This window comes from Martinezella lusitana (assembly GCF_010668395.1).
Classification (GTDB): Bacteria; Pseudomonadota; Alphaproteobacteria; order Rhizobiales; family Rhizobiaceae; genus Rhizobium; species Rhizobium lusitanum_A.
Genome location: NZ_WUEY01000015.1, coordinates 1 through 22,384 on the forward strand (window position 1 = coordinate 1; position 22,384 = coordinate 22,384).

The window sequence follows — 22,384 nt, forward strand, 5'->3', positions numbered from 1 at the left end:
GAAAAGGCCGACAAAGCTTCCGACTTTGCCGACCTCTTTAATCGTAGCTACTAAGCACTAACAAAACCACTTCTAGTGGTTCAAGCGCAGCGTTTCAAACCTCCACCTTTGGTGGAGGTCATGACTTTGCCGGCGTGTCCAGGCCGACCGCCGCGGCAATGAAATCGGCAATGGCAAGAGTGTCATCGAGGTCGAAGACGGGAAGCGAACCGGCATCCTCTACGGGATGATCGGCGGCGATGGCGACGATATGCCCATCGTGCGGAGCGAGCGGTTCGCGGTTGGATGCTTGCAACCGGCGGGCCTCGATCTTGGGGATCGGCTCGCGCTTGTAGCCTTCGATCAATACGAGGTCGCAAGGGGCGAGGCGTGCCAATATCTCTTCGAAACCCGGTTCGGGTTCGCCACGCAGCTCGTGCATGATGGCGTAACGCGTCCCGGAAACGATGGTGACCTCATGGGCTCCCGCCTCGCGATGGCGGAAGCTGTCGGCGCCGACCTTGTCGATATCGAAATCATGATGCGCATGCTTGATCGTCGAAATCCGATAGCCTCTCCGGGTGAACTCGGTCACCAAGCGCACGGCAAGGCCGGTCTTGCCGGAGTTCTTCCATCCCGCGATGCCGAAGATTCTGGGCCGTGATGTCGTCATGGCATGCTTTCCAGTGCCGCCAGCCATTTCTCCGCTTCGATCAGATCGGCAGGCGTATTGATGTTGAAGAAAGGGTCGAGAGGGCCGATCGGTGTTTCGACCGCGGCAAAATCCACGCGCCGGACCTGATGGCGGGCAAGAAAATCCCTGACGCGCCGCTTTTCGTCGGAGACGATCCACGTTCCCAAGTCGGCGGCGATGGAGACCGGCCAGAGGCCGAAAACGGGATGGTCCTGGCTCAGCGACGCTGCGATCGCAATCTCGTTGGGGCCTTCGATGGCCTGTGCCAGCCGTGGAGCAAGGTCGAGCGGAAAGAAGGGGCTGTCTATGGGGAGCGTCGCGACGTGAGAGGCGTGAGGATAGCGCAATGTCGTGTCCTGCATTGCGGCAAGCACGCCCGCAAGTGGCCCGAGCTTCCCGGGGATCCGGTCGGGAACGAGGTCCATCCCCATGGTGTCGGGCCAATCGGTGTCGGCATTGAGCGCGATCGGCTTCATCTGCCGCTGCGCGATGCGTGCGGCGATGCGAGCGAGCAGACTCTCTTCGCCAAGCAGGGAAAATGCCTTGTTTGCGCCCATGCGGCTCGATCGTCCTCCCGCAAGGAGAACGACGGGAATGTCTTCCGTATTGGCGATGAAGCCGGGCATGGTTGCGACCTCAGGCGGGAACGCGGGGTTCTGATTCCTGCGCGACAGGCTCGGCGCTCCGCCGCTTGCTTTCGCGATAGAAGGTATAGATGCCGGAGGCGATGACAATGGCCGCGCCGAGGATGGACCAGCCGTCCGGCATTTCCCCGAAGGCGATCAGGCCCAGCAGGGTGGACCAGATGAGGCTCAGATAGCGGAATGGCGCGACGAAGGAGATTTCGCCCATGCGCATTGCAAGGATGACCGCCTGATAGCCGATCAGCACGAGAACGGAGGCCAAAAGGATCTGGAGAAGCGATGTCGTGCTCACCGGCTGCCAGCCGCCAAAGGGAACGATGCACAAGGCTCCGAAGACGGAAATGGATATGGCGGTGCAGAGCGTGACCATCAGCGACGGCACCTCCTTGTCGATGCAGCGCGTCGCCAGATCGCGGGCCGCGGTTGCAAACATGCAGGCGATGGCAAGGAGGGCGGCCGTCGTGAACCCTTCGCGACCGGGCCGGATGATGATGAGCACGCCGACGAAACCAACCGCGATCGCCGTCCAGCGCCTCCATCCCACCGGCTCCTTCAGGAAGATCATTGCGCCGAGCGTCACGGCAAGGGGCACTGCCTGCTGGATAGCGGAGGCATTGGCGATGGGCATCATTCCAAGAGCGGTGATATAGGTTGCCGCCGCCGTCGCTTCACAGGCGATGCGCAGCGCGATCATCGGCTGGAGCATGACCTTCCAGGATCGCAGGGCGCCCATGCGGCGGGCGAGGAGATAAACGAAAAAACTCGTGAACAAGCCGCGAATGAAGATGATTTCGCCTGCGTTCATGGAGGCGATAACCGCCTTGGACAGCGCATCGCTGCAGGAGAAACCGGCCATGGATGCAGCCATGAAAAGCGCACCCTGCGTATTCTTGGTCAGTCGCATGAGAAAATTGAGTCCCCCGAGGTATTCGTCTGGAGTAGCGCCGTTTTCCATAAATTGGAATCGATTGTGCGCCTGCCTTGGCCGAATTCGATTGTGCGCTGCGGTGGAGTTGTTGCGCCTGGAACAGTTTTTTCGCGCAATGGTCGTATGATTGTGCGGTGGTTGTAAGATTTTTGCCGATATGGCGGCTTTTGCTCGGGCAATTAATTCTTATTCAATCTTATTTCCCGACGCTCGCTGCGGTTTTGCATGAGGCATAAGCCCTACCGCAGCGCAGCAGGAATGACGATCCCGCCTTCGCTGGAGATTTTTAATAATCCAGTTGAGGCGCCGCATGTTTTTCATTGATCGTCTTTTGCAAGGCCGCAGGATTGTCACCAAGGTTCTTATTTTCGTGGTGCCGCTGGTGGTTCTCATCGCCGGTGTCGGCCTGGCCGGTTATCACACGGCCAATATTCTGAACGGTCATATGACCGTGACGCGCGCCACGATCGAAAATATCAGCGACTTCGAAAACCTGCAGGCGGCGCTGCAGGAGTTTACCGCTTCGCCGTCCGAAGAGACGCGCCAGGCGCTGGCGGATAAAATCGATGCACAGGAGCAGGGCGTCCATCGTCTGAGCGGGCTGTTGAGCGACGATCAGCGGGCCAAGATCGTTCAGGTCAGCGAGCTTGCCGCCAAGATGCGTGCGCAGGAGACAACGCTCTGGGCGATCCGCCAGAAGCAGGACAGCGATGTCGATGCCATCCAGAAGGCGGTGCAAAGCATCGAGGCGATCGCCAAGGCGGCCGGCAAGCAGATCGACATCATCCGCAAGGATTTCAGCGACAAGGAAACCTTCGCCAAGGAACTGCTCTACGATGCCGCTGCCTATAAGGGCCTGTCGGAGAAGATGAGCAACTTGCGTATCCAGGTGCAGATGGCGGCCGATTCCACCGAAGAGATTTCGGACGCGCGCACCTACGCCGATGCCATTCTCAAGCAGGTAACCGTTTCCAAGGCGCTGGTCTCCAAGCGTGGCGCTCCTCTCGTTGCGAACGCTTCCGATGCCGCCGACAAGCTCGACGCAGTGCTGAAAAGCTCCGGCACGCCCGACCAGAAGGTCGAGGCGATGGGGCCGATCCTGCAGAGCTTCGTGAAGATCGAGGGAGAAATGACCCTGCAGTCGGCCAAGAACAGCGATACCGCTGCCGATCGCTTTGTCAGCCTCGACAAGATTATCGACGGCCAGAAAGAGCTTCTGGATCATGTCGACCAGGCCCTTGGTGTTGTCGACCGCCTAACGCTGCATGCGTCTCGTATGGAAAATGTCCGTGACTCAGCATCGCGCGATCTCGTCCTTGCGGATCTCAAGGATCTGCAGGCGGCCGCTGCCCGCATTTCGGAGCTTGGACAGACCAACGCCACCATGCGTGATTTCACGGCGCACATGAAGCCGTTGATCGATGGCCTCACCAATGGATCGGCCGATCTGCTGCAAACCGCGGCCGACTGGAAGACGACGCGCGTGCAGTCCAATGGCCTGCTCGCCGAAGCGATGACCTCGCTGCGCGGCTTCGTCGCCCAGGCCCAGGAGCTCGGCAAGGAAGACAGCGAGCGTTCGGCCAATGTCTCGGTCATCGCCATGATCGTCGGTACGCTGCTTGCCATCGTCGGCGGCCTGATGCTGGTCGAGACCTTGCGCGGCCCGCTGAAGCGCGTCACCGAAATCATGACGCGCCTTGCAAGCGGCGACCTCGAGGTGGCGATCGACGGCCGCAATCGCGGCGACGAGATCGGCGACATGGTGCGCTCGGTCAGCGTCTTCCGCGATGCGGCGCTCGAGAATGTTCGATTGGAGCGAGAAGCCGAGAGCGCCCGCGCGTTGTCGGCAGAGGAGGCGGCCCGCCGCGCCGCCGAACGCTCCCGCATCGAGGCCGAGCAGAAGCAGGCGCTCAATGCGCTGGCCGACGTTCTCGCAAAGCTTGCCGACGGCAATCTGGAAGAGGGCATGCGCGAGGATCTCTCCGCCGACTTCGTGGAAATGGCCTTCACCTACAATCATGCCGTCGAAGCCCTTCGCGAGACTTTGACGGATGTCCGTTATACCGCTGAAGAGATCAAGGGCGGCACCGGCAACCTTGCCATGTCGGCTGACGATCTGGCGCGGCGCACCGAACAGCAGGCCGCTGCCCTCGAAGAAAGCTCGCGCGCGCTGCATCGCCTGAGCGACGTCGTACGCTCGACCGCCGATCGCGCGCGGCAGACGGCGAGCTCCGTCAACGAAACGCAGGCCTACGCGACACAGTCCGGCGAGGTGGTCGCCAAGGCTGTGGGCGCCATGAGCGAGATCAACCGCTCGTCGGAGAAGATCGCCACCATCATCGGCGTCATCGACGAAATCGCCTTCCAGACCAACTTGCTGGCGCTGAATGCCGGCGTCGAGGCTGCCCGCGCTGGCGAAGCGGGCCGCGGCTTTGCCGTGGTGGCGCAGGAAGTGCGCGAACTGGCGCAACGCTGCGCCAATGCTGCCAAGGAGATCAAGGGCCTGATTTCGGCAAGCTCCGCCCAGGTGCAGAACGGCGTTCATCTGGTCGAGCAGACCGGCGCGGCGCTGGCGGAGATCATCAGCCACGTCACCGGCGTCCAGAAGCTCGTTGCCGATATTTCTTCGGCTACCACCGAGCAGTCGACCGGGATCGAGGAAGTGACCCGCGCCGTTGCCGAAGTGGAGCTGATCACCCAGCGCAATGCGGCCATGGTCGAAGAAAACAACGCCGAGATCCACGGTCTGCGCCAGCGTGTCGATACGTTGTCCGAAAAGATCGACCGCTTCCGGACCGGTGAAGACGAGGTGAATTACGCGGAGTACGGCAACGCGGAGGCGCGCTATCGCGCCGCGTAGCGAGGGTGTCTACCAAAGAAACGCCATCACGAACAACAGCGCCGGGCCCATGGTCCGGCGCTTTCGATTGAGGCTTACTGCGGCGTTCGTCACGAGGCCGGCGAGTTACCGGCCGAGATGAAGCGTTTCGCCATCGGCGGGGATCAGCAGCCGCGAGGGATCGAGACCGGCAGCATCTGCCGCCTGGCGGAGATCGTGCCGCGTCACGGTGGCGTGATCGAGCGCTTCCATATGGGTTGCGACGATGGTCGCCTGAGGCGCCATGCGGCTGACTTCCAGCGTCTGCTCCGCATCCATGACGATCAGATCGCCGTCCCAGCGTGCGCCGCAGGAGTGCGTGACGATGATGTCGGGCGAAACTTGCCGGATCGTCTCGACGACCGGCGGATAAAGCACCGTATCGCCTGCCCAGTAGACGGTAGGCTCGCCTGCCGCCTCCAGCGTGAAGCCGATCACGGAGCCCATCTTCTCTGCTACGGGGCCGACGCCATGGCTGCCTTGGCGCGGCGTGATCGTCAGCCCTTGCCATACGGTTGATTCGGTGAGGGGCGTGACATCTGTGAAGCCGGCCTCGCGGATATTCTCTTCGTTGCCGGGTTGGCAGAGGATCGGCAGCGACTTCGGGACGCGCTCTTTCGCCACACTATCGAAATGATCGGTGTGCAGATGCGACACGATCACCAGTTCGACGCCCTCGAGGATGTCGTCGATCGGGCGCGGCAGCTCCGTCATCGGGTTGGGGGAACGGCCGGTGAAGGATGGAAGACTGTGGCGCGGCGCGAAATAGGGATCGATCAGCAGCACATGGCCGCCATAGATTACCTTCAGCGTCGCATTGCGAATAAGCTCAAGCTGCATGTTGATTTTCTCGATGGGGTTTAGCCGCCGGTGACACTCATGTGGCGTGAGACCGCCGGCCGATTGTGCGTGCGGTCGATGATGAAATCGTGGCCTTTCGGCTTGCGGGTAATCGCTTCGTCGATTGCGGTGTGCAGCAGGGCGTCGTTTTCGCTGGCGCGTAGCGCCGTGCGCAGGTCCGCCGCGTCATTCTGGCCAAGGCACATGTAGAGCGTGCCCGTGCAGGTGAGCCGCACGCGGTTGCAGCTCTCGCAGAAATTATGGGTCATCGGCGTAATGAAGCCGAGGCGGCCGCCGGTTTCGGCGACTTCGACATAGCGGGCCGGTCCACCCGTCTTGTAGGGAATGTCGCTCAGCGTGAACTGGCGCTCGAGATCGGCGCGCAACTCGGAGAGCGGCAGGTACTGGTCGGTGCGATCCTCATCGATCTCGCCCATGGGCATCGTTTCGATGACGGTCAGGTCCATGCCGCGACCATGCGCAAAGCGCAGCAGCTCGGGAATTTCGGTCTCGTTGAAGCCCTTGAGCGCGACTGTATTCAGCTTGATTTTCAGGCCAGCCCTTTGCGCCGCATCGATTCCCTCCATGACCTTGGAGAAGTCTCCCCAGCGGGTAATGGCGTGGAACTTGTCGGGATCGAGCGTGTCGAGGGATACGTTGATGCGCCTGACGCCGCAATCGTAAAGCTCGTCGGCATGGCGTGCGAGCTGCGAGCCGTTCGTCGTCAGCGTCAATTCGTCGAGATCGCCTTTTTGGACGCTCTTGCCGAGCTGCCGGACCAGAAACATGATGTTCTTGCGCACCAGCGGCTCGCCGCCGGTAAGCCTGATCTTGCGCACGCCCTTGGCGATGAAGGCGGAACAGAGCCGGTCGAGTTCCTCGAGGGTCAAGAGATCCTTCTTCGGCAAGAAGGTCATGTGCTCGGCCATGCAGTAGGTGCAGCGGAAATCGCAGCGATCAGTAACCGAAACACGCAAATAGGTGACGGCGCGACCGAAAGGGTCGATCATGGGGGTCGCATCCGCCTGAAGCGGCGATGCGTTGCCAATGTTGCCGACGATGGTGTTCACTCATGCCTCCGTTAGATTCCTAATGTGGGCATAGGCGATTGTTGCGTCAAGGAAAATGCTTTTCGATTACACTTGCGCGTGACAGAGCGGCGGCATAATTCTCGGAATGACACTGAAAGGCGTGGGGAAATCGATGAGCGACGTTTGGCCGACCGAATTGCGGGTATCGAAAGACCGTCATCACCTCAGGGTGACATTCGATAACGGCGCGAGCTTCGACCTGCCGGCGGAAATGCTGCGCGTGCTGTCGCCTTCGGCCGAGGTGCAGGGGCATGGCCCGGGACAGAAAGTCACCGTACCGGGCAAGCGCAATGTCGGCATCATGTCCATCACGCCGACCGGCAACTATGCCGTGCGCATCGGATTCGACGACATGCATGACACGGGCATCTTCACATGGTCCTATCTGCGCGAACTCGGCGAGAAGGGTCATGAGCTTTTCGCGGCCTATGAGGCCGAATTGAAGGAAAAGGGTCTCAGTCGCGACCCGAGCGGAAGGCCGCACTAGCACAATCTCCATCAACGGAAAGAAGGGCGTAGGCATGATCCTTGGGGGTAGGGAAAACTGGCTTCGCGCCAAGGGCAGCAAGAACGAGAGCAAGGTGTCTTTCGTCGAGCTGTTTTTCGATCTGGTGTTCGTTTTCTCGATTTCGCAGCTTGCGCACGCGCTGGCGGAGCATTTCACGCCGCTGGGGGCGCTCGAAGCCATCATGCTGATCTTCGCGGTATGGTGGGTCTGGGTTTTCACCGCATGGGTCACCAACTGGCTCGATCCGGATCGCATGCCGGTGCGCATCATGCTGTTCACGCTGATGTTCGCGGGGCTCATCCTCTCGGCCTCGATCCCCGAGGCTTTCGGCGAGAAGGCGATCTATTTTGCCGGTGCCTATGTCTTCATGCAGGTCGGCCGCTCGCTCTTCACGGTCTATGCCCTGAAGGATGCGAGCCAGGCCAACCATCGCAATTTTCTGCGCATCACGAGCTGGCTCGTGCTGTCAGCTGTCTTCTGGATCGCCGGCGCACTGATCGAAGGCGAGGCGAGGGTCATACTCTGGCTGATCGCCCTCGCCATCGAATACGCAGCGCCCGCGCTCGGCTTCCGGGTGCCCGGCCTCGGTAAGTCGACGACGGCGGACTGGGATGTATCGGGCGCGCATCTGGCGGAGCGTTGCGCGCTGTTCATCATCATCTGCCTCGGGGAAGCGGTGCTGCAGGCCGGCAAGACCTTTGCCGAGCAGCCGGTGACGCCTTTGATCGTGGCGGTGTTCATTACCGCTTTCGTCGGCACGGTTGCGCTCTGGTGGATCTATTTCCAGTTCGGCCATGAAAGGGCGGCTCATCGCATCGAGCATGACGACACGCCGGGCAGCATGGCGCGGCAGGCGTTTACCTACGCGCATATTCCCATCCTCGCCGGTATCATCCTCAGCGTCGTTGGCGATGAATTCCTGTTTGCGCATCCCCACGATGCCGCCGACATGCATGCCGCGGCCGCCGTTCTCGGCGGCCCGGCGGTCTTTCTGTTTGGAAACCTGTGGTTCAAAGGGGTGACCACCGGTCGGCCGCCGCTGTCGCATATGGTGGGGCTCGCCGGGCTGGCGCTGCTGCTGCTGACCCTGCCGATGGTCGTGGTCTACCAGCTCGGCATTCTCGCAACGGCGGTGCTCGTCGTCGTCGCCATCTGGGAGTTTGCGTCTTTGAACCGCGTCGTTCCCTCCGCGCGCTCGGCCGGCGATCACTGATCGTCGGCAAACTCCAGCGGTTCGCGTTCTTCCTGTATCAGGAGGCCGACGACGCGCTCCATATGCACCGCAATGGCCTCGCACTCTTCGATCGGCGCGTGCGAGAGCATGCGATCGATGAGGGCGGTCTGGATGGTCATGGCTTCCTTCGTGACGCGCCGTCCTTCCTCCGTGAGGTAGAGGCGCAGCACGCGCTTGTCGTGCCTGTCGCCGCGCCGCTCGATCAGCCCTCGCTTTTCCATCTGCGGCAGCAGCATGCTCATGTTGGACCGGCCGACCAGCAGCTTGCGGGCGAGTTCCTGCTGGGAAATCCCTTCGAAGCGAAACAGGTTGACCAGAATGTCGAGATGCGGCGGCTTGATGTCGAGATGCGCCAATGCCCGCGATAGCGATTGCTGCATGAGCTGGCAGGCGCGCGCCACGGCGATCCAGCTTCGAAAACGCGGATGGTCCCAGGGAAGGGATTGATTTTTGTTCATCGTTGTACTTTATTGTTCATAGTTGAACATTATCGGAATCCCACTATGCCATCCTTTGCGCTCAAGGTCACCCGGTCGGGACTGTCCGGCCTCGGAAGGCTGTCGCCGCGGCTTGCCGGCAAGGCAGCTTTCCGGCTTTTCTGTCTGACGCCCTCGCGCCAGCCGCGTGGTTCCAAGGCCAAAGCGGCCCATATGGAGGGGAGGGAGCGCCTCCTCACGGCCGAGCAGGTCATGCTGCCGTTTCCCGGCGGCCGCGCAATGGCCTATCGCTTCAATGGCGGAGCGAAGGGGCTGCGAAAGCGCTACCTCGTCGTGCACGGCTGGGGCTCCAGCAGCGAATACATGTCCGAGCTCACGCTTTTTCTGGCAAACAGCGGCGCGGAAGTGATCTCGCTCGATCTTCCCGGGCACGGCCGCTCCGGTGGGCGGTTTCTGAACGTGCGTTTGGCCGTCTCGGCCATCGCTGCCGCTTCAGAGCGCTTCGGCACCTTCGATGCCGCTATCGGACACTCTTTTGGCGGTGCGTCTCTGGCGCTGGCGTGTGCGGGCTTTCTGCCTGATATCGAGCCCTTTTCCCCAGGCAAGTTGGTTCTGATCGGAGCGCCGAGCGCCATGGGATGGCTGTTCAGGGACTTTGGCCGGTTGATGGGTCTCGGGCCTGCGACGCAGGCGGCTTTGGAAGACGAGGTGCGCCGGGTGACGGGCAGGACGCTTGCTTCCTATGACCAGAAGCGCGGCGTTCTCGATCCGAACCGGCCGGTCCTGGTGATCCATGCCGAGGACGACAAGGAGGTCAGCGCCGATCATGCGCGCACCTATGCCGCCGAGGGATCGCATGTCCGCCTCTTCTGGGCCAACGGCTTCGGGCATCGGCGCATCGTCAGCGCCGCCCCAGTGTTTGAGGCAATCGAAGCCTTTCTCGCGGAGGCTCCGAAGGCGGAAAATCCGCTCGAAAACGGCGACGGGACGGTGCTATCGTTCTACCGAACCCCGCTGCGTCGCTCGTCATAGCGAACTTGCGTCGCGCGGGCTTAGGGCAGATCGCCACAAAACGCGCGAGGCAGCATGCGTATCGTTACGTCCATCGAGGAACTGAAAGAGCTCTACGGCGTGGTCGGCGAGGCGTCGATTACCAAGGTGACGGGCGTTCTGACGCCGCTCTATCGCCGGATGATCGAGGCTTCTCGGTTCATGGCGCTGGCAACGGTCGGGCCGGAAGGGCTGGATTGCTCGCCGCGCGGCGATCTCGGCGGTGTCGTTCGTGTCTGGGATGAAAAGACCCTGCATCTCCCCGATTGGCGCGGCAACAACCGCGTCGATTCGCTTGCGAACATCGTGCGCGACCCACGCGTAGCATTGATGTTACTGGTTCCGGGGTCGAACACGACGATGCGGCTCAACGGTCGCGCGGTCGTCTCCATCGAGCCGTCCTTGCTGGAAAGTTTCGAGATGGACGGCAAGCATCCGCGTTGCGTCGTCGTGATCACGATCGACGAGGTCTATTTCCAATGCGCGCGGGCGGTGATGCGGGCCGAACTGTGGAATGCCGAACGGTTTGCCGATCCGGCAAGCCTGCCGAGCCCAGGGATGATGCTCAAGGCGGCGAAGGGCGATTTCGATCAGGAGGCCTATGATCGCGAGTGGCCGGCACAGGCGGCCAAGACGCTTTGGTAGCGGGATGCTTTTGTAAGCAAGCCGCCGGCATGCCTGGGAAAGCAGCGCCGGCGGTTGGTTGGCTTCGCTTCTAGTTCTTGTAGATGAGCCAACTTTTGGTGAAGTCCTTCTGCATGCCGTCCTGATAGACGCTCGAGCAGTTACGGCCGGCATTCTTGGCGCAATAAAGCGCAAGGTCGGCCTTGTTGTAAAGCTCGCCGGAATCGGTGGCCTCGGAGGCCATGCAGATGCCCAGAGACAGAGTGATCGGACCGTAATCGACCCTGGTGCGGGAATTCTTGAACGGCGTCATCTCCAGCGTGCGGCGGATTCGTTCGCAGACTATGGTGACTTCCTCGATGCTGGTGGCTTCCAGGATCAGAGCGAACTCCTCGCCGCCGACACGGGCCACGAAGACATCGCGCCGGACATTGGCGCGGATGATGGAGGCAACGGTGGCGAGAATCTTGTCGCCGACCGGATGGCCGTACGTGTCGTTGATTCTCTTGAAGTGATCGATATCGGCAAGCACCAGCGCCGTCGTCTGTCTGGTCAGCTGATTGTCGAAGATGGCGACCAGCCGGTCCTCGAAAGCGCGGCGATTGGAAAGCCGGGTCAGAGCATCGGTATTGGCGATGCGTTTGTACTCATCCAGTTCCTTGCGGACCAGCTCCATTTCCTGGCTGCGCTGGACGACGTTCTCGACCGTCTTTTCACCCTGAGCCATGGTATCGCCGGTTGCCACGGCGAGCATGTCGATGGCGCTGCGCAGCAGTTCCGCGCTGTTATGGCTCCGTGAGCTTATGCTTTCGCAGGTCTCGCCGAGCAGGCGATTGTAGCTCTGGAGCGTAGTCTGTTCCTGGCGCAAGGCGCGCAGCACGCCATCCAGCTCGGTCGTCAGGCGGGCGTGCGCATCATCGAAAACACGGCCCGCATGGTGCGGAAAATATTTTGCTCCGATCGCGTCCAGTTCCTCCTGGGTCGCGCTCTTGCCGAGAGCTGCCAATTCCCGGGTCAGCGCGGGATTGGAGCCGATATAGGCTTCGTAAAAAAGTTCGTAGTTGCGCGGAATAGGTGCGACCCCCATGGATCGCATGGCGTAGGTAATCTGCCCTGCCACGTCGGGAATTTGCGCCTTGGGCGCAATCGCCGTACTCATCGGTGAGCTCCGTACATGTATTTGTTAATTCCCTCTTCTACTTATGCAGAGATTCTTTGAAAAAATATTAAGGAGATGGTTATGAGAAATCCTCTGTCATTACGGCTCTATTCGAAGAAACTACAATTCAGGCACGTTTTACAGAAGAGGACGCCGTCGGCGCCCTCCTTTGATCAGCTCGATATCACGCGTTGACCTTTATCCCAGATTGAGCTCCTGGAAGAAGTCGTTGCCCTTGCCGTCGATGACGATGAAGGCGGGAAAGTCCTCGACCTCGATCTTCCAGACGGCCTCCATGCCGAGCTCCGGATATTCCAGCACCTCGACCTTCTTGATGCAGTCCTGGGCGAGGCGCGCGGCAGGGCCGCCGATCGAGCCGAGATAGAAGCCGCCGTATTTCTTGCAGGCTTCGCGCACCGCACGCGAGCGGTTGCCCTTGGCGAGCATGACCATCGAGCCGCCGAACGACTGGAACTGATCGACATAGCTGTCCATGCGCCCGGCAGTGGTCGGGCCGAAGGAGCCGGAAGCGTAGCCGGCCGGCGTCTTTGCCGGGCCGGCATAATAGACCGGATGGTTCTTCAGATATTCCGGCATGCCTTCGCCTTTTTCCAGGCGCTCGCGGATCTTGGCATGCGCCAGATCGCGCGCGACGATGATGGTGCCGGTGAGCGACAGCCGGGTCTTGACCGGATGCTGCGACAGCTCGGCCAGGATATCGGCCATCGGCCGGTTGAGATCGATACGGATCATCGATTCGGAAAGCTTCGCCTCGTCGATCTCGGGCATATACTTGGACGGATCGGTCTCGAGCTGCTCGATGAAGATGCCGTCGCGCGTGATCTTGCCCTTGGCCTGCCGGTCGGCGGAACAGGAAACGCCAAGGCCGATCGGCAGCGAGGCGCCGTGGCGGGGCAGGCGGATGACCCGGACGTCGTGGCAGAAATACTTGCCGCCGAACTGGGCGCCGACGCCGAGGCTCTGCGTGAGCTTGTGGATTTCCTTCTCCATATCGGTATCCCGGAAGGCATGCCCGCTTTCGGAGCCTTCCGTGGGAAGACAGTCCAGATATCGCGTCGAGGCGAGCTTGACCGTCTTCAGGTTCATCTCCGCCGAGGTGCCGCCGATGACGATGGCGAGATGGTAGGGCGGACAGGCTGCCGTGCCGAGCGTCAGGATCTTCTCTTTCAGGAAATCCAGCATGCGATCGTGCGTGAGCAGCGACGGCGTGCCCTGATAGAGAAAGGTCTTGTTGGCCGAGCCGCCGCCCTTGGCGACGAAGAGGAATTCATAGGCGTCGGTGCCTTCCTCGTAGATGTCGATCTGCGCCGGAAGGTTGTTCTTGGTATTCTTTTCCTCGAACATCTTGATCGGCGCGAGCTGCGAGTAGCGCAGGTTCTTCTTTTCGTAGGCGTCGAGCACGCCCTTGGCCAGCGCGCCGCTGTCGCCGCCCTCCGTCCAGACCCGGCGGCCTTTCTTGCCCATGATGATGGCGGTGCCCGTATCCTGGCACATGGGAAGTACGCCGCCGGCGGCGATATTGGCGTTCTTCAGCAGGTCGTAGGCCACGAAGCGGTCGTTGTCGGTGGCTTCAGGATCTTCGAGGATCGAGGCGAGCTGCTTCAGGTGGCCGGGGCGCAGCAGGTGGTTGATGTCGGCAAAGGCCGTTTCGGCAAGCAGGCGAATGCCTTCGGGATCGACGGTCAGGATTTCCTGGCCCTTGAACGTATCGACGGAAACATAATCGCCTGAAATCTTGCGATAGGGGGTCGTGTCGTCGCCGAGGGGGAATAGATCGTCAGCCATGTGGGAAACCTTTCAAGCCGGATGGCGGAGGAGGATGTTTGGAAACGATCTAAATGCGGCTCGTGTCAAATGCAATCGGCTGAAAACCGGCTCGGCGCGTCAAAAACGCCATTGTCAACGAGGCGTAGACAATCGGTGCTGAAATCACCGGCTTCTAAGAACAGTCAACGAGGAGCACATTCAGGCCAAGCGGGAGGGCGAGGGCGCCCGGACCCGAAGCAGGGATCTGAGATCATGGATATCTCGCACAATCACCATCACCACATCTCGCCGGCCGTCATTGCGGCTGTTGTCGCCGGGGTCGGCATATTCGGTCTCGTTCAGGGTGGCTATCTGAAGGGTGCGTTTCACAAGGAGATCCTCGCCAGGATCGATCCCGCCACTGTCCTGATCGCCACGGAGACGATTCCGCAGGAGCGGCGGGCTACGATGCCGAGCGACGAAAGGCTGAGCTCGGTAAGCGTCCACTAGGGAAAGACGGGGCAGGTATTCCGGACGAGCCGTCCGGTGCCTGCCCCCTTTTCGATTTTACTTCGGGCCGATCATCGTTTCGGGCCGGACGATGGCATCATATTCCTCGGAAGATACCAGCCCGCTTGCCAGCGCCTCTTCCTTGAGGGTCGTGCCGTTCTTGTGTGCCGTCTTGGCGATCTTGGCGGCATTGTCGTAGCCGATCTTCGGGGCAAGCGCCGTCACCAGCATCAGCGAGCGTTCCAGGCCGGCCTTGATGTTGTCTTCGCGGGCCTCGATGCCGACGACGCAATTGTCGGTGAAGGAGATGGCGGCATCGCCGAGCAGCTGCACCGACTGCAGGAAATTATAGGCCATCATCGGATTGTAGACATTCAGCTCGAAATGGCCCTGGCTGCCGGCAAAGGTGAGGGCGGCGTTGTTGCCGAAGATGTGGATGCAGACCTGCGTCAGCGCCTCGCACTGGGTCGGATTGACCTTGCCCGGCATGATCGACGAGCCCGGCTCGTTTTCCGGCAGCGCCAGTTCGCCGAGGCCCGAGCGCGGGCCGGAGCCGAGCAGACGGATGTCGTTTGCGATCTTGAAGAGTGCCGCGGCTGCCGTATTGATGGCGCCGTGGCTGAAAATCATCGAATCGTGCGCTGCGAGCGCTTCGAACTTGTTTGGAGCGGTGACGAAGGGCAGGCCGGTGATCTCGGCGATTTCATCGGCGACTTTTTCGGCGAAGCCGATCGGGGCGTTGAGGCCCGTTCCGACGGCCGTTCCGCCCTGGGCGAGTTCGCAAAGGCCCGGCAAGGTCAGTTCGATGCGCTTGATCGAGGATGCGACCTGCGCGGCATAGCCTGAAAATTCCTGGCCGAGCGTCAGCGGCGTCGCGTCCTGCGTATGGGTGCGGCCGATCTTGATGATGTGGGCGAAGTCGGCGACCTTCTTTTCCAGCGCCGCATGCAGATGCCGCAGGGCGGGCAGCAGGTGATGGACGATCTGCTCGGCGCAGGCGATGTGCATGGCCGTGGGGTATGTGTCGTTCGACGACTGGCTCATGTTGACGTGATCGTTCGGATGCACCGGCTTCTTCGAGCCCATGACGCCGCCGAGCATTTCGATCGCTCGGTTGGAGATCACTTCGTTGGCATTCATGTTGGACTGCGTGCCCGAGCCGGTCTGCCAGACGACCAGCGGGAAATGCTCGTTCAGCTTGCCGTCGATGACCTCCTGTGCCGCGTCGACGATGGCCTTGCCGATCGCGGGATCGAGTTGCCCGAGCGCAATGTTGGCGCGCGCGGCCGCCTGCTTGACGATGCCGAGGGCGCGGACGACCGATAAGGGCTGCTTTTCCCAGCCGATCTTGAAGTTGCCGAGCGAGCGTTGCGCCTGTGCGCCCCAGTAGCGGTCGCTGGCGACCTCGATCGGGCCAAAGGTATCGGTTTCGGTGCGGGTGGCAGTCATGTTCCTGGTCCTGCTTTCCATTGAGACGGATAGCAGCCATATAGGCCTGAACGGCGCCCATGAAAACATCAAAGCGCTATTTCATGATTATAATCATCATGTTTTAGCACGCTCCCGGGAGCGTGCTTTTTTTGACACGCTCCGCATATATTCGCAGAGGCGCATTTTCCGCCCCTCAAAAAGCCTGGGAAATTTCAATAAAAGATTAACCAATAATTTCATAATTTTGTGTGAACTGAACCGCGAAAAATGCCGCCGCTTCGTAACGCGAAGTTGAGGCATTGAACGAAAGGCGGGGTCTCGCCGTTTTCATAGTAGTGGGTATACGATGTCTGGGACATCGCGGCCGAGTTGAAAACAGCACCGTCAAGCTCGAAGTTACCGCACGATACAGGGACTGATTAGAGAATGAAACTTGCCATCAAAGCCACAGCATCCGTCCTGGCTCTCTCCTGTTGCCTTTCCTCAATCGGCGCAACCTCCGCAAGTGCCATGACTCTCATGGATTTTATCCGTGGCGGTCAGGGGCGTCAGCAGAGCACGCAGGTTTCAGCCCCCGTCCCCGAAAATCCGGGGCAGGCCGTGCTGAACCCCGACCAGCCGCCGCAGGCCAAGCAGCCGCTGCCGACCGTCAGTGCTCCGAAATACTATACCTATAAGGCCGACTCGATGCGGCTGGTGTCGACGGCGCATTTCTCCGATCCCGTGGTGACCGGTGCCGTCGCGGACGCTTCGCCGGCTCCCGTCGCAGTCGATACCGAGGCTTCCCAGCGCCGCTATCTGGCGGATGCGCGTGTCATGGCGACCAATGACATCGCCAAGGCCATCGAGGCTTATTACGCCGATCAGAGCAAGCCGCTTCTCTGGGTCGCCGATCATGCCGTCAGCGAAAAGGCGAAGGCTGCCATGGGCGTCCTCGCCGATGCCGGCTCCGTCGGCCTCGACCCCGCGGATTACGCGGTGACGCCGCCAAGCGCCGATGCTGCAAACGCCGATCCGGTGATGCGTGACCGCGCCCTGATGCAGTTCGAGCTGGCGCTTTCCAGCAAGGTGCTGATGTTCGTCCAGGATACGATCCGCGGCCGTCTCGACCCGAACAAGATCTCCGGCTACCACGACTTCAAGCGCAAGGACGTCAACCTGACGGCAATGCTCGATGTGCTGCGGGCAAGCCCGGATGTTTCCGCCTATCTCAACAGCCGCAACCCGTCCAACCAGCAGTTCGCGTTGCTGAAGGCGGAGCTTGCGAAGCTGCGCGCCGAGTCCGGATCGGACGGCAGCAACATTTCCATTTCCTTGACCGGCACCCTGAAGCCGGGCGGCAGCTCGCCGGAAATGGCCAATATCGTCAAGGCAATCCAGCATCGCGGCTCCGATGCGCTGAAGGCGGCTCATGCCGATCTTTTCGACGCCTATCTCGGAACGCCGGACTATACGCCTGAGCTCGTCTCTCTGGTCGAGGACTTCCAGAGAGAGAAAGGGCTGACCTCGGACGGTGTCATCGGTCCTTCCTCCATTCGCGCCATGGTCGGCGAGAACAATGACGTGAAGATCCAGAAGTTGATCATTGCGATGGAGCAGCTGCGCTGGCTGCCGGCCGAACTCGGACCGCGCTACGTCTTCATCAATCAGCCCGCGTTCATGGTTTATTACTACGACAACAACCAGGAACAGCTGTCGATGCGTGTCGTCGTCGGCAGCAAGCAGCACCAGACTTTCTTCTTCGAAAACCAGGTGCAGACGGTTGAGTTCAACCCCTTCTGGGGCGTTCCGCAGTCGATCATCATCAACGAAATGCTGCCGAAGCTGCGGGCCGATCCGAACTATCTCGACCGCATGGGCTATCAGGTCGAAGTAGGCGGCCAGGCCGTCGCATCGTCCAGCGTCGATTGGTACGGTTCGACGAAGAGCATCTCGGTTCGCCAGCCGCCGAGCAGCGACAACGCTCTCGGCGAGCTGAAGATCCTCTTCCCGAATTCGCATGCGATCTACATGCATGACACACCGCAGAAGAGCTTCTTCAAGAAGGACATGCGCGCGCTCAGCCACGGCTGCGTCCGCCTCGCAGATCCGCGCGCAATGGCCGCCGCTGTGCTTAACACCACGGTCGACGACGTCGCCAAGCAGATCGCCACCGGCCAGAACAAGGGCGTCTCCGTGCCGCAGAAGTTCCCGATCTACATCGCCTATTTCACGGCATGGCCGAACAAGGATGGCGTTATCCAGTATTTCAACGACGTCTATGATCGCGATACCGCGACGCAGAAGGCGATCGATGCGACCTCAAAGGCACGCACTGCTCAGATCTGAGGTCCGTTCGATCCTAAAGTCATGACCTCCACCAAAGGTGGAGGTTTGAAACGCTGCGCTTGAACCACTAGAAGTGGTTTTGTTAGTGCTTAGTAGCTACGATTAAAGAGGTCGGCAAAGTCGGAAGCTTTGTCGGCCTTTTCTTGGTTCCGGATATATTGTCTGACGACCTGCTCATTATAGCCCGTCGTCGACACGAAATACCCACGTGCCCAAAAGTGATACCCTTTGTAGCGGCGCTTACGCGCGTACTTGTTGGCAATGTAAAGAGCCGTCTTGCCCTTCAAAAATCCAACTATATGCGCGACCGAGTATTTCGGCGGGATCGATATCAACATGTGGACATGATCGGGCATCAAATGACCCTCTTCGATCTGGCAGCCCTTTTGCTGAGCCAGACGACGTAAGAGTTCACCCAACTCTCGACGCACATCCCCGTAGAGTCTTTTCGTTCGGTATTTGCTGCCAAAAACAACGTGATATTTGCAGTCCCACGTCGCATGCGAGAGCGATTGCTCATCCATATAACCTCCTTGTTTGAAGTCTGGGCCACGCCAGCGGTTCAAGCAGGAGGTCTCTCAACTACCGTGTAAAACTCGTCCAGTCCTCCACCGTAGGTGGAGGTTTATTCTTGATATAAGTAAAAGGCGGCCCATCGGCCGCCTTTTTCAATTCGCCTTGCGGGACGATATCCGGCGCTGTCCAGGCGTCTCAATCCTTGGCCTCGATGCGCCATTCCCGACTGCCGAAAGTAACATCGAAGCGTGAAAGGAAGGAGCGGCCGAGCAGCCCATCGATCTCATCACCCAAAGCCGCGTTATCATCCAGGATGACTGTGGTGATGTCGCTGGCCTCCACCTTTCCGACCTTGACCGTCGCCGCGGTCGTGTGGGTGGCATGGGAAACGCCGTTGGCCGTCTGCAATGAAATTCCATTGCCGTCATCGACGGGCAATTTGGCTTTTTCGGCAAAGGCCTTGTTCACCGCCACGAAACTTGCGCCGGTATCGACGATGAACCTGCCTTCCGTGCCATTGAGCGATACTCTCGCGACGATAACGTTCTTGCCCTGCGTCGGAAAGCGATCGCTGCCAGTGGCATAGTTCGAGGCGCATTTGCCCTCGTTCTCATATTCCTTGATGATGCCGCGTACGACGGCCGTGTCGTTGCGATCGGGATTGGTGGAGACCCAGAGCTGGAGCGGCCCGATCGCCTCGCAATAGGCGCCGAGTTCGCGATAGCTGTTCGAGATTCCCTCAAAGACGGTGCTATTCAACGTGGCGATATCATCGGTCAGACCGATGACCGAATAATAGTCATCGATTGCATCGCGATACTTCTTCGCGCTTTGCCGGATCTGTGCCCGCTGGTAGTAGAGGCCCGGCATTCCCGGCGACATCGCGATCACATCGTCGGAGATCCTCAGCGCCTCATCGAAATCGCTGAGATCGCCGAGGATACCGACGGCGGCGCTCAAGGCGACGTTGGATGGCGTGCATTTGTTGGAGAAGGCGACGAAGACCTTGGCCGCTTCGCGACGATAGCCCTGGTTCTGCAATTCCGTGGCAAATTTATAGGCTGCATTCCAGTCGCAATGTTCGCGCCGCAGCATATCGAGATCCGCGGCCATGGCCGCTCTGCCTGCAACGACGTTCGGCAGCGGAGTGATGTCGAAATGCTGATACACGGCCAGTAGCGCCGGATCAGGGGGCGCCGATGTTGCTTGCTCCACATAACCGACGACGCGGTCGCCGTAGATGTAGAACCAGATGCCGGCGCACAATGCGGCGCAAATGACGAGTGTCCTGACGATTGGAGCAAACCACCCTCTGCGGTTTGGCAATCTACCGGCGTTGCGGTCTTCGGGATCTGCTGCGAGCAAGGGGGGCGCTCCACCATCGAGTTACCTTCTGCCTCGGCAACGATCCTGCAGAGAGCTTTTCCTCATGCAGTGGCGGTGCTGGCAGCAAGACGTCGATAGGTTGTGGCGGAAGCGCGTGAATCGCGCAAGGTCCGCTACAACCTGGCCCATTGAATCAACAGAGATTTTAGTGGCTCAGGCGGCCAGCAGCCCTTCGACGAGTTCCGGCGTGAGTTCGTCGTAGTGGTATATGATCCTGTTCGGGCCGAGCGTTTCGATGCCGACGTCGGAATAGCCGAAAGGAACCGCGATCGAAGGCACGCCGGCGTTTCGGGCAACGAGGATGTCGTTGACGCTGTCGCCGATCATGACCGTGCGCGCGATGTCGCCGCCGGCGCGCTCAATCGTGCCGATCAGGTGTTCGGCATTCGGCTTGCGCACGGTGAAGGTGTCGCCGCCTGTTATGGTCTCGAAGTAATGGGTCAGCTCAAGCCGGTCGAGCAGCGTGCGAGCGAGCGATTCCATCTTGTTGGTGCAGACGGCCAGCTTGTAGCCTTGGCCCCTGAGCGTGGTAAGCGCTGCCAGAAGCCCCGGGTAAGGCTGCGTGACGCCCGGCATCGTCTCGGAATAATGAGTGATGAAGCGTTGCAGGAGGGCGGGCAATTCCTCCGATGTCAGCGTATAGCCGTGCAGCTTGCACGCCCGCTCGATCATCACCTGCGCGCCGTTGCCGACGAGATGCGTCACGTCGTCGTAGCTGACGGGCGGAAGCTTGAGGGCGGCGATCGTATAGTTGAGGCTGACGATGAGGTCCGCATGCGTGTCCAGCAGCGTGCCATCGAGATCGAAGACGACAAGGGGAGATTTCACGAGGAATCGGCCTTTGCATAGAAAAGAGAGCGTCTTTCGGAGTTAGAAGATCACGCGGGCAATTGCAACCGAAGGAGCCCGGAAGCCTTGGGAAAGAGGCGCGGGGATTTCTATATCACGCCATTATTTTGGCTTTCGTTTGGTTGGAGAGCCGTGTAAACAGCAGACCAACGTAACAATGGGAGCAGGTGGCGCATGGACGCCCGCCAGATGAAAATCGAGGCTGCGAGGGCGGCTCTGGCTCATGTCGAGAGCGGCATGCGGCTCGGGATCGGCACCGGCAGCACTGCCGAGGAGTTCGCTCGGCTGCTCGCCGAGAAGGTGTCTGCGGGACTTTCGATCCAGGGCGTACCGACGTCCGAGAGGACGGCAAAGCTTTGCAACGAGCTTGGCGTGCCGTTGAAGTCGCTCGACGAGCTTCCCGAACTCGATCTCACCATTGACGGCGCCGACGAAGTGGATGGCGCGCTGACCCTGATCAAGGGCGGCGGCGGCGCGCTGCTGCGCGAAAAGATCGTGGCCGCTTCCTCCGCGCGCATGATCGTCATCGCCGATCAGAGCAAGGTCGTGGAGACGCTCGGCGCCTTTCCGCTGCCGATCGAGGTCAATCCGTTCGGTCTTGCGTCCACCCGTATCCTCATCGACAGAGCCGCTTCGCGCCTTGGCCTTTCGGGTTCGCTCAACCTGCGCCAATCGGGTGGCGACACCTTTGTCACCGATGGCGGGCATTTTATTATTGATGCATCTTTCGGCCGCATTCCTGATGCAGAGGCGCTGTCGAGTGAGCTCAATTCGATTCCCGGCGTTGTCGAACACGGGCTCTTTATCCATATGGCGACATTGGCGATCATTGCCGGCCCTGCCGGTGCGCGCACGTTGCAGGCGAACAATACATAGGAGCACTCATCTCATGATCAAATTTGCGGGTCTTGGCCGTCTTGCCGCTGCAACCATCCTTCTTTCCGGCATTGCCTTTGGCTCTGTGAACGCTCAGGAAGTTTCCGAGGACCAGATCAAGGCTGCGCGCGCCGCGATTAATGCTCTGGGCATCACCAACCAGTTCGACAACATCCTGCCGAACCTGGCCGAGCAGCTGAAGAGCACGATGATCCAGGCCAATCCGAATTTCGGCGATGCCATCAATTCGACGGTCGATGCGACCGCTCTGGCGCTCGCACCGCGCCGTGCCGATCTCGAGCGCGAAGCTGCCATCACCTACGCCAAGGCCTTCTCTGCGGATGAACTCAAGGCGATCGCCGATTTCTACAATTCGCCGGCCGGCAAGAAGCTCCTCAAGGATGGGCCGCTTGCCACCCGCGAGCTCTACAAGGCTGCCGACATCTGGAGCCAGGGCATTTCGCGCGATCTCGCCAACCAGAGCAACGATGCTCTGCAGAAGGTCGTCAAGCAGCCGGTCCTTGCGCCGGACGCCGGCGCCGCCGCGCAGCCCGCGCCGAAGCAGTAATCCACGGCTCGCCGCCACGCCCGTTCCGGAAGCTGGGTTTCATGCTTTCGCTGTGAGTGGCAGGCAGTTGCAAATTCGAAGCCCGGA

The 22,384-nt window shown here is 60.4% G+C and carries 21 protein-coding genes; 9 read left to right on the forward strand and 12 right to left on the reverse strand.

The genetic code is table 11. From position 1 onward, the window contains the following. Nucleotides 1–118: 118 nt before the first annotated feature. Genes mobB through GR212_RS25645 form a run of 3 tightly spaced genes read right to left on the reverse strand, consistent with a single transcriptional unit; the run spans nucleotide 119 to nucleotide 2,221 of the window. Nucleotides 119–652 (reverse strand): molybdopterin-guanine dinucleotide biosynthesis protein B, encoded by a 534-nt coding sequence (gene mobB / locus GR212_RS25635; RefSeq protein WP_163990852.1) that lies wholly within the window; start codon nucleotides 650–652, stop codon nucleotides 119–121. Next, entirely contained in the window at nucleotides 649–1,299 is a 651-nt protein-coding gene (gene mobA, locus GR212_RS25640; protein ID WP_163990853.1) for a molybdenum cofactor guanylyltransferase MobA, read from the reverse strand. The genes mobB and mobA overlap by 4 nt, the downstream gene beginning before the upstream one ends. Before the next feature lie 10 nt (nucleotides 1,300–1,309). Further along, the gene (locus GR212_RS25645) at nucleotides 1,310–2,221 is read right to left on the reverse strand and encodes a DMT family transporter (protein WP_163990855.1); all 912 of its coding nucleotides are present in this window, start codon (nucleotides 2,219–2,221) and stop codon (nucleotides 1,310–1,312) included. A 334-nt stretch (nucleotides 2,222–2,555) separates the two neighbouring features. Between GR212_RS25645 and GR212_RS25650 the strand changes: the two genes are divergently transcribed. Further along, nucleotides 2,556–5,105, forward strand: coding sequence for a methyl-accepting chemotaxis protein (locus GR212_RS25650; RefSeq protein ID WP_163990857.1), 2,550 nt, complete (start codon nucleotides 2,556–2,558; stop codon nucleotides 5,103–5,105). A gap of 105 nt (nucleotides 5,106–5,210) precedes the next feature. Here GR212_RS25650 and GR212_RS25655 read toward each other — a convergent pair whose 3' ends face one another. Continuing rightward, on the reverse strand, nucleotides 5,211–5,963 hold the full coding sequence (locus GR212_RS25655; protein ID WP_163990859.1) for an MBL fold metallo-hydrolase: 753 nt from the start codon (nucleotides 5,961–5,963) through the stop codon (nucleotides 5,211–5,213). Between the two features lie 20 nt (nucleotides 5,964–5,983). Continuing rightward, nucleotides 5,984–7,033 carry a GTP 3',8-cyclase MoaA gene (moaA, locus tag GR212_RS25660; protein WP_163990861.1) on the reverse strand — a complete coding sequence of 350 codons (1,050 nt, stop codon included), beginning with the start codon at nucleotides 7,031–7,033 and terminating at the stop codon, nucleotides 5,984–5,986. A 133-nt stretch (nucleotides 7,034–7,166) separates the two neighbouring features. Here moaA and GR212_RS25665 point away from each other — a divergent pair, with 133 nt between their 5' ends. Together GR212_RS25665 and GR212_RS25670 are read left to right on the forward strand one after the other, a co-directional pair. Then, nucleotides 7,167–7,541 carry a gamma-butyrobetaine hydroxylase-like domain-containing protein gene (locus tag GR212_RS25665; protein ID WP_163990863.1) on the forward strand — a complete coding sequence of 125 codons (375 nt, stop codon included), beginning with the start codon at nucleotides 7,167–7,169 and terminating at the stop codon, nucleotides 7,539–7,541. 34 nt (nucleotides 7,542–7,575) lie between these two features. Then, nucleotides 7,576–8,775: a low temperature requirement protein A gene (locus GR212_RS25670; RefSeq protein ID WP_163990865.1), complete on the forward strand. Its 1,200-nt coding sequence runs from the start codon at nucleotides 7,576–7,578 to the stop codon at nucleotides 8,773–8,775. Here GR212_RS25670 and GR212_RS25675 read toward each other — a convergent pair. Beyond that, a complete protein-coding gene (locus GR212_RS25675) occupies nucleotides 8,769–9,254 on the reverse strand; it encodes a MarR family winged helix-turn-helix transcriptional regulator (protein ID WP_163990868.1) in 486 nt (161 codons plus the stop codon). The genes GR212_RS25670 and GR212_RS25675 overlap by 7 nt on opposite strands. Before the next feature lie 45 nt (nucleotides 9,255–9,299). Here GR212_RS25675 and GR212_RS25680 point away from each other — a divergent pair, with 45 nt between their 5' ends. Both GR212_RS25680 and GR212_RS25685 read left to right on the forward strand, forming a co-directional pair. After that, entirely contained in the window at nucleotides 9,300–10,265 is a 966-nt protein-coding gene (locus GR212_RS25680) for an alpha/beta hydrolase (RefSeq protein WP_163990870.1), read from the forward strand. 54 nt (nucleotides 10,266–10,319) lie between these two features. Beyond that, nucleotides 10,320–10,928, forward strand: a complete 609-nt coding sequence (locus GR212_RS25685; protein ID WP_163990872.1) for a pyridoxamine 5'-phosphate oxidase family protein — start codon at nucleotides 10,320–10,322, stop codon at nucleotides 10,926–10,928. 70 nt (nucleotides 10,929–10,998) lie between these two features. Here GR212_RS25685 and GR212_RS25690 read toward each other — a convergent pair whose 3' ends face one another. Continuing rightward, entirely contained in the window at nucleotides 10,999–12,066 is a 1,068-nt protein-coding gene (locus tag GR212_RS25690; protein ID WP_163990873.1) for a GGDEF domain-containing protein, read from the reverse strand. Between the two features lie 198 nt (nucleotides 12,067–12,264). Further along, nucleotides 12,265–13,872 (reverse strand): fumarate hydratase, encoded by a 1,608-nt coding sequence (locus GR212_RS25695; RefSeq protein WP_163990875.1) that lies wholly within the window; start codon nucleotides 13,870–13,872, stop codon nucleotides 12,265–12,267. 234 nt (nucleotides 13,873–14,106) lie between these two features. Between GR212_RS25695 and GR212_RS25700 the strand changes: the two genes are divergently transcribed. After that, on the forward strand, nucleotides 14,107–14,343 hold the full coding sequence (locus GR212_RS25700) for a hypothetical protein (protein WP_163990877.1): 237 nt from the start codon (nucleotides 14,107–14,109) through the stop codon (nucleotides 14,341–14,343). A 57-nt stretch (nucleotides 14,344–14,400) separates the two neighbouring features. Here the strand turns inward: GR212_RS25700 and fumC are convergent, their stop codons facing one another. After that, nucleotides 14,401–15,792, reverse strand: a complete 1,392-nt coding sequence (gene fumC, locus GR212_RS25705; protein ID WP_163990880.1) for a class II fumarate hydratase — start codon at nucleotides 15,790–15,792, stop codon at nucleotides 14,401–14,403. 408 nt (nucleotides 15,793–16,200) lie between these two features. Here fumC and GR212_RS25710 point away from each other — a divergent pair, with 408 nt between their 5' ends. Continuing rightward, the gene (locus tag GR212_RS25710; protein WP_163990882.1) at nucleotides 16,201–18,102 is read left to right on the forward strand and encodes a L,D-transpeptidase family protein; all 1,902 of its coding nucleotides are present in this window, start codon (nucleotides 16,201–16,203) and stop codon (nucleotides 18,100–18,102) included. A gap of 89 nt (nucleotides 18,103–18,191) precedes the next feature. Here the strand turns inward: GR212_RS25710 and tnpA are convergent, their stop codons facing one another. The 3 genes from tnpA to GR212_RS25725 all read right to left on the reverse strand — a co-directional run bounded on the left by tnpA (nucleotide 18,192) and on the right by GR212_RS25725 (nucleotide 20,832). After that, nucleotides 18,192–18,626 (reverse strand): IS200/IS605 family transposase, encoded by a 435-nt coding sequence (tnpA, locus tag GR212_RS25715; protein WP_113356627.1) that lies wholly within the window; start codon nucleotides 18,624–18,626, stop codon nucleotides 18,192–18,194. A gap of 187 nt (nucleotides 18,627–18,813) precedes the next feature. Beyond that, nucleotides 18,814–19,983, reverse strand: coding sequence for an aspartyl protease family protein (locus tag GR212_RS25720; RefSeq protein WP_163990884.1), 1,170 nt, complete (start codon nucleotides 19,981–19,983; stop codon nucleotides 18,814–18,816). 174 nt (nucleotides 19,984–20,157) lie between these two features. Then, the gene (locus GR212_RS25725; protein ID WP_163990886.1) at nucleotides 20,158–20,832 is read right to left on the reverse strand and encodes an HAD-IA family hydrolase; all 675 of its coding nucleotides are present in this window, start codon (nucleotides 20,830–20,832) and stop codon (nucleotides 20,158–20,160) included. A 195-nt stretch (nucleotides 20,833–21,027) separates the two neighbouring features. Between GR212_RS25725 and rpiA the strand changes: the two genes are divergently transcribed. Both rpiA and GR212_RS25735 read left to right on the forward strand, forming a co-directional pair. Then, on the forward strand, nucleotides 21,028–21,729 hold the full coding sequence (gene rpiA, locus GR212_RS25730) for a ribose-5-phosphate isomerase RpiA (RefSeq protein WP_163990887.1): 702 nt from the start codon (nucleotides 21,028–21,030) through the stop codon (nucleotides 21,727–21,729). Between the two features lie 13 nt (nucleotides 21,730–21,742). Then, entirely contained in the window at nucleotides 21,743–22,297 is a 555-nt protein-coding gene (locus tag GR212_RS25735) for a DUF2059 domain-containing protein (protein ID WP_163990888.1), read from the forward strand. The last annotated feature ends 87 nt before the right edge of the window (nucleotides 22,298–22,384 follow it).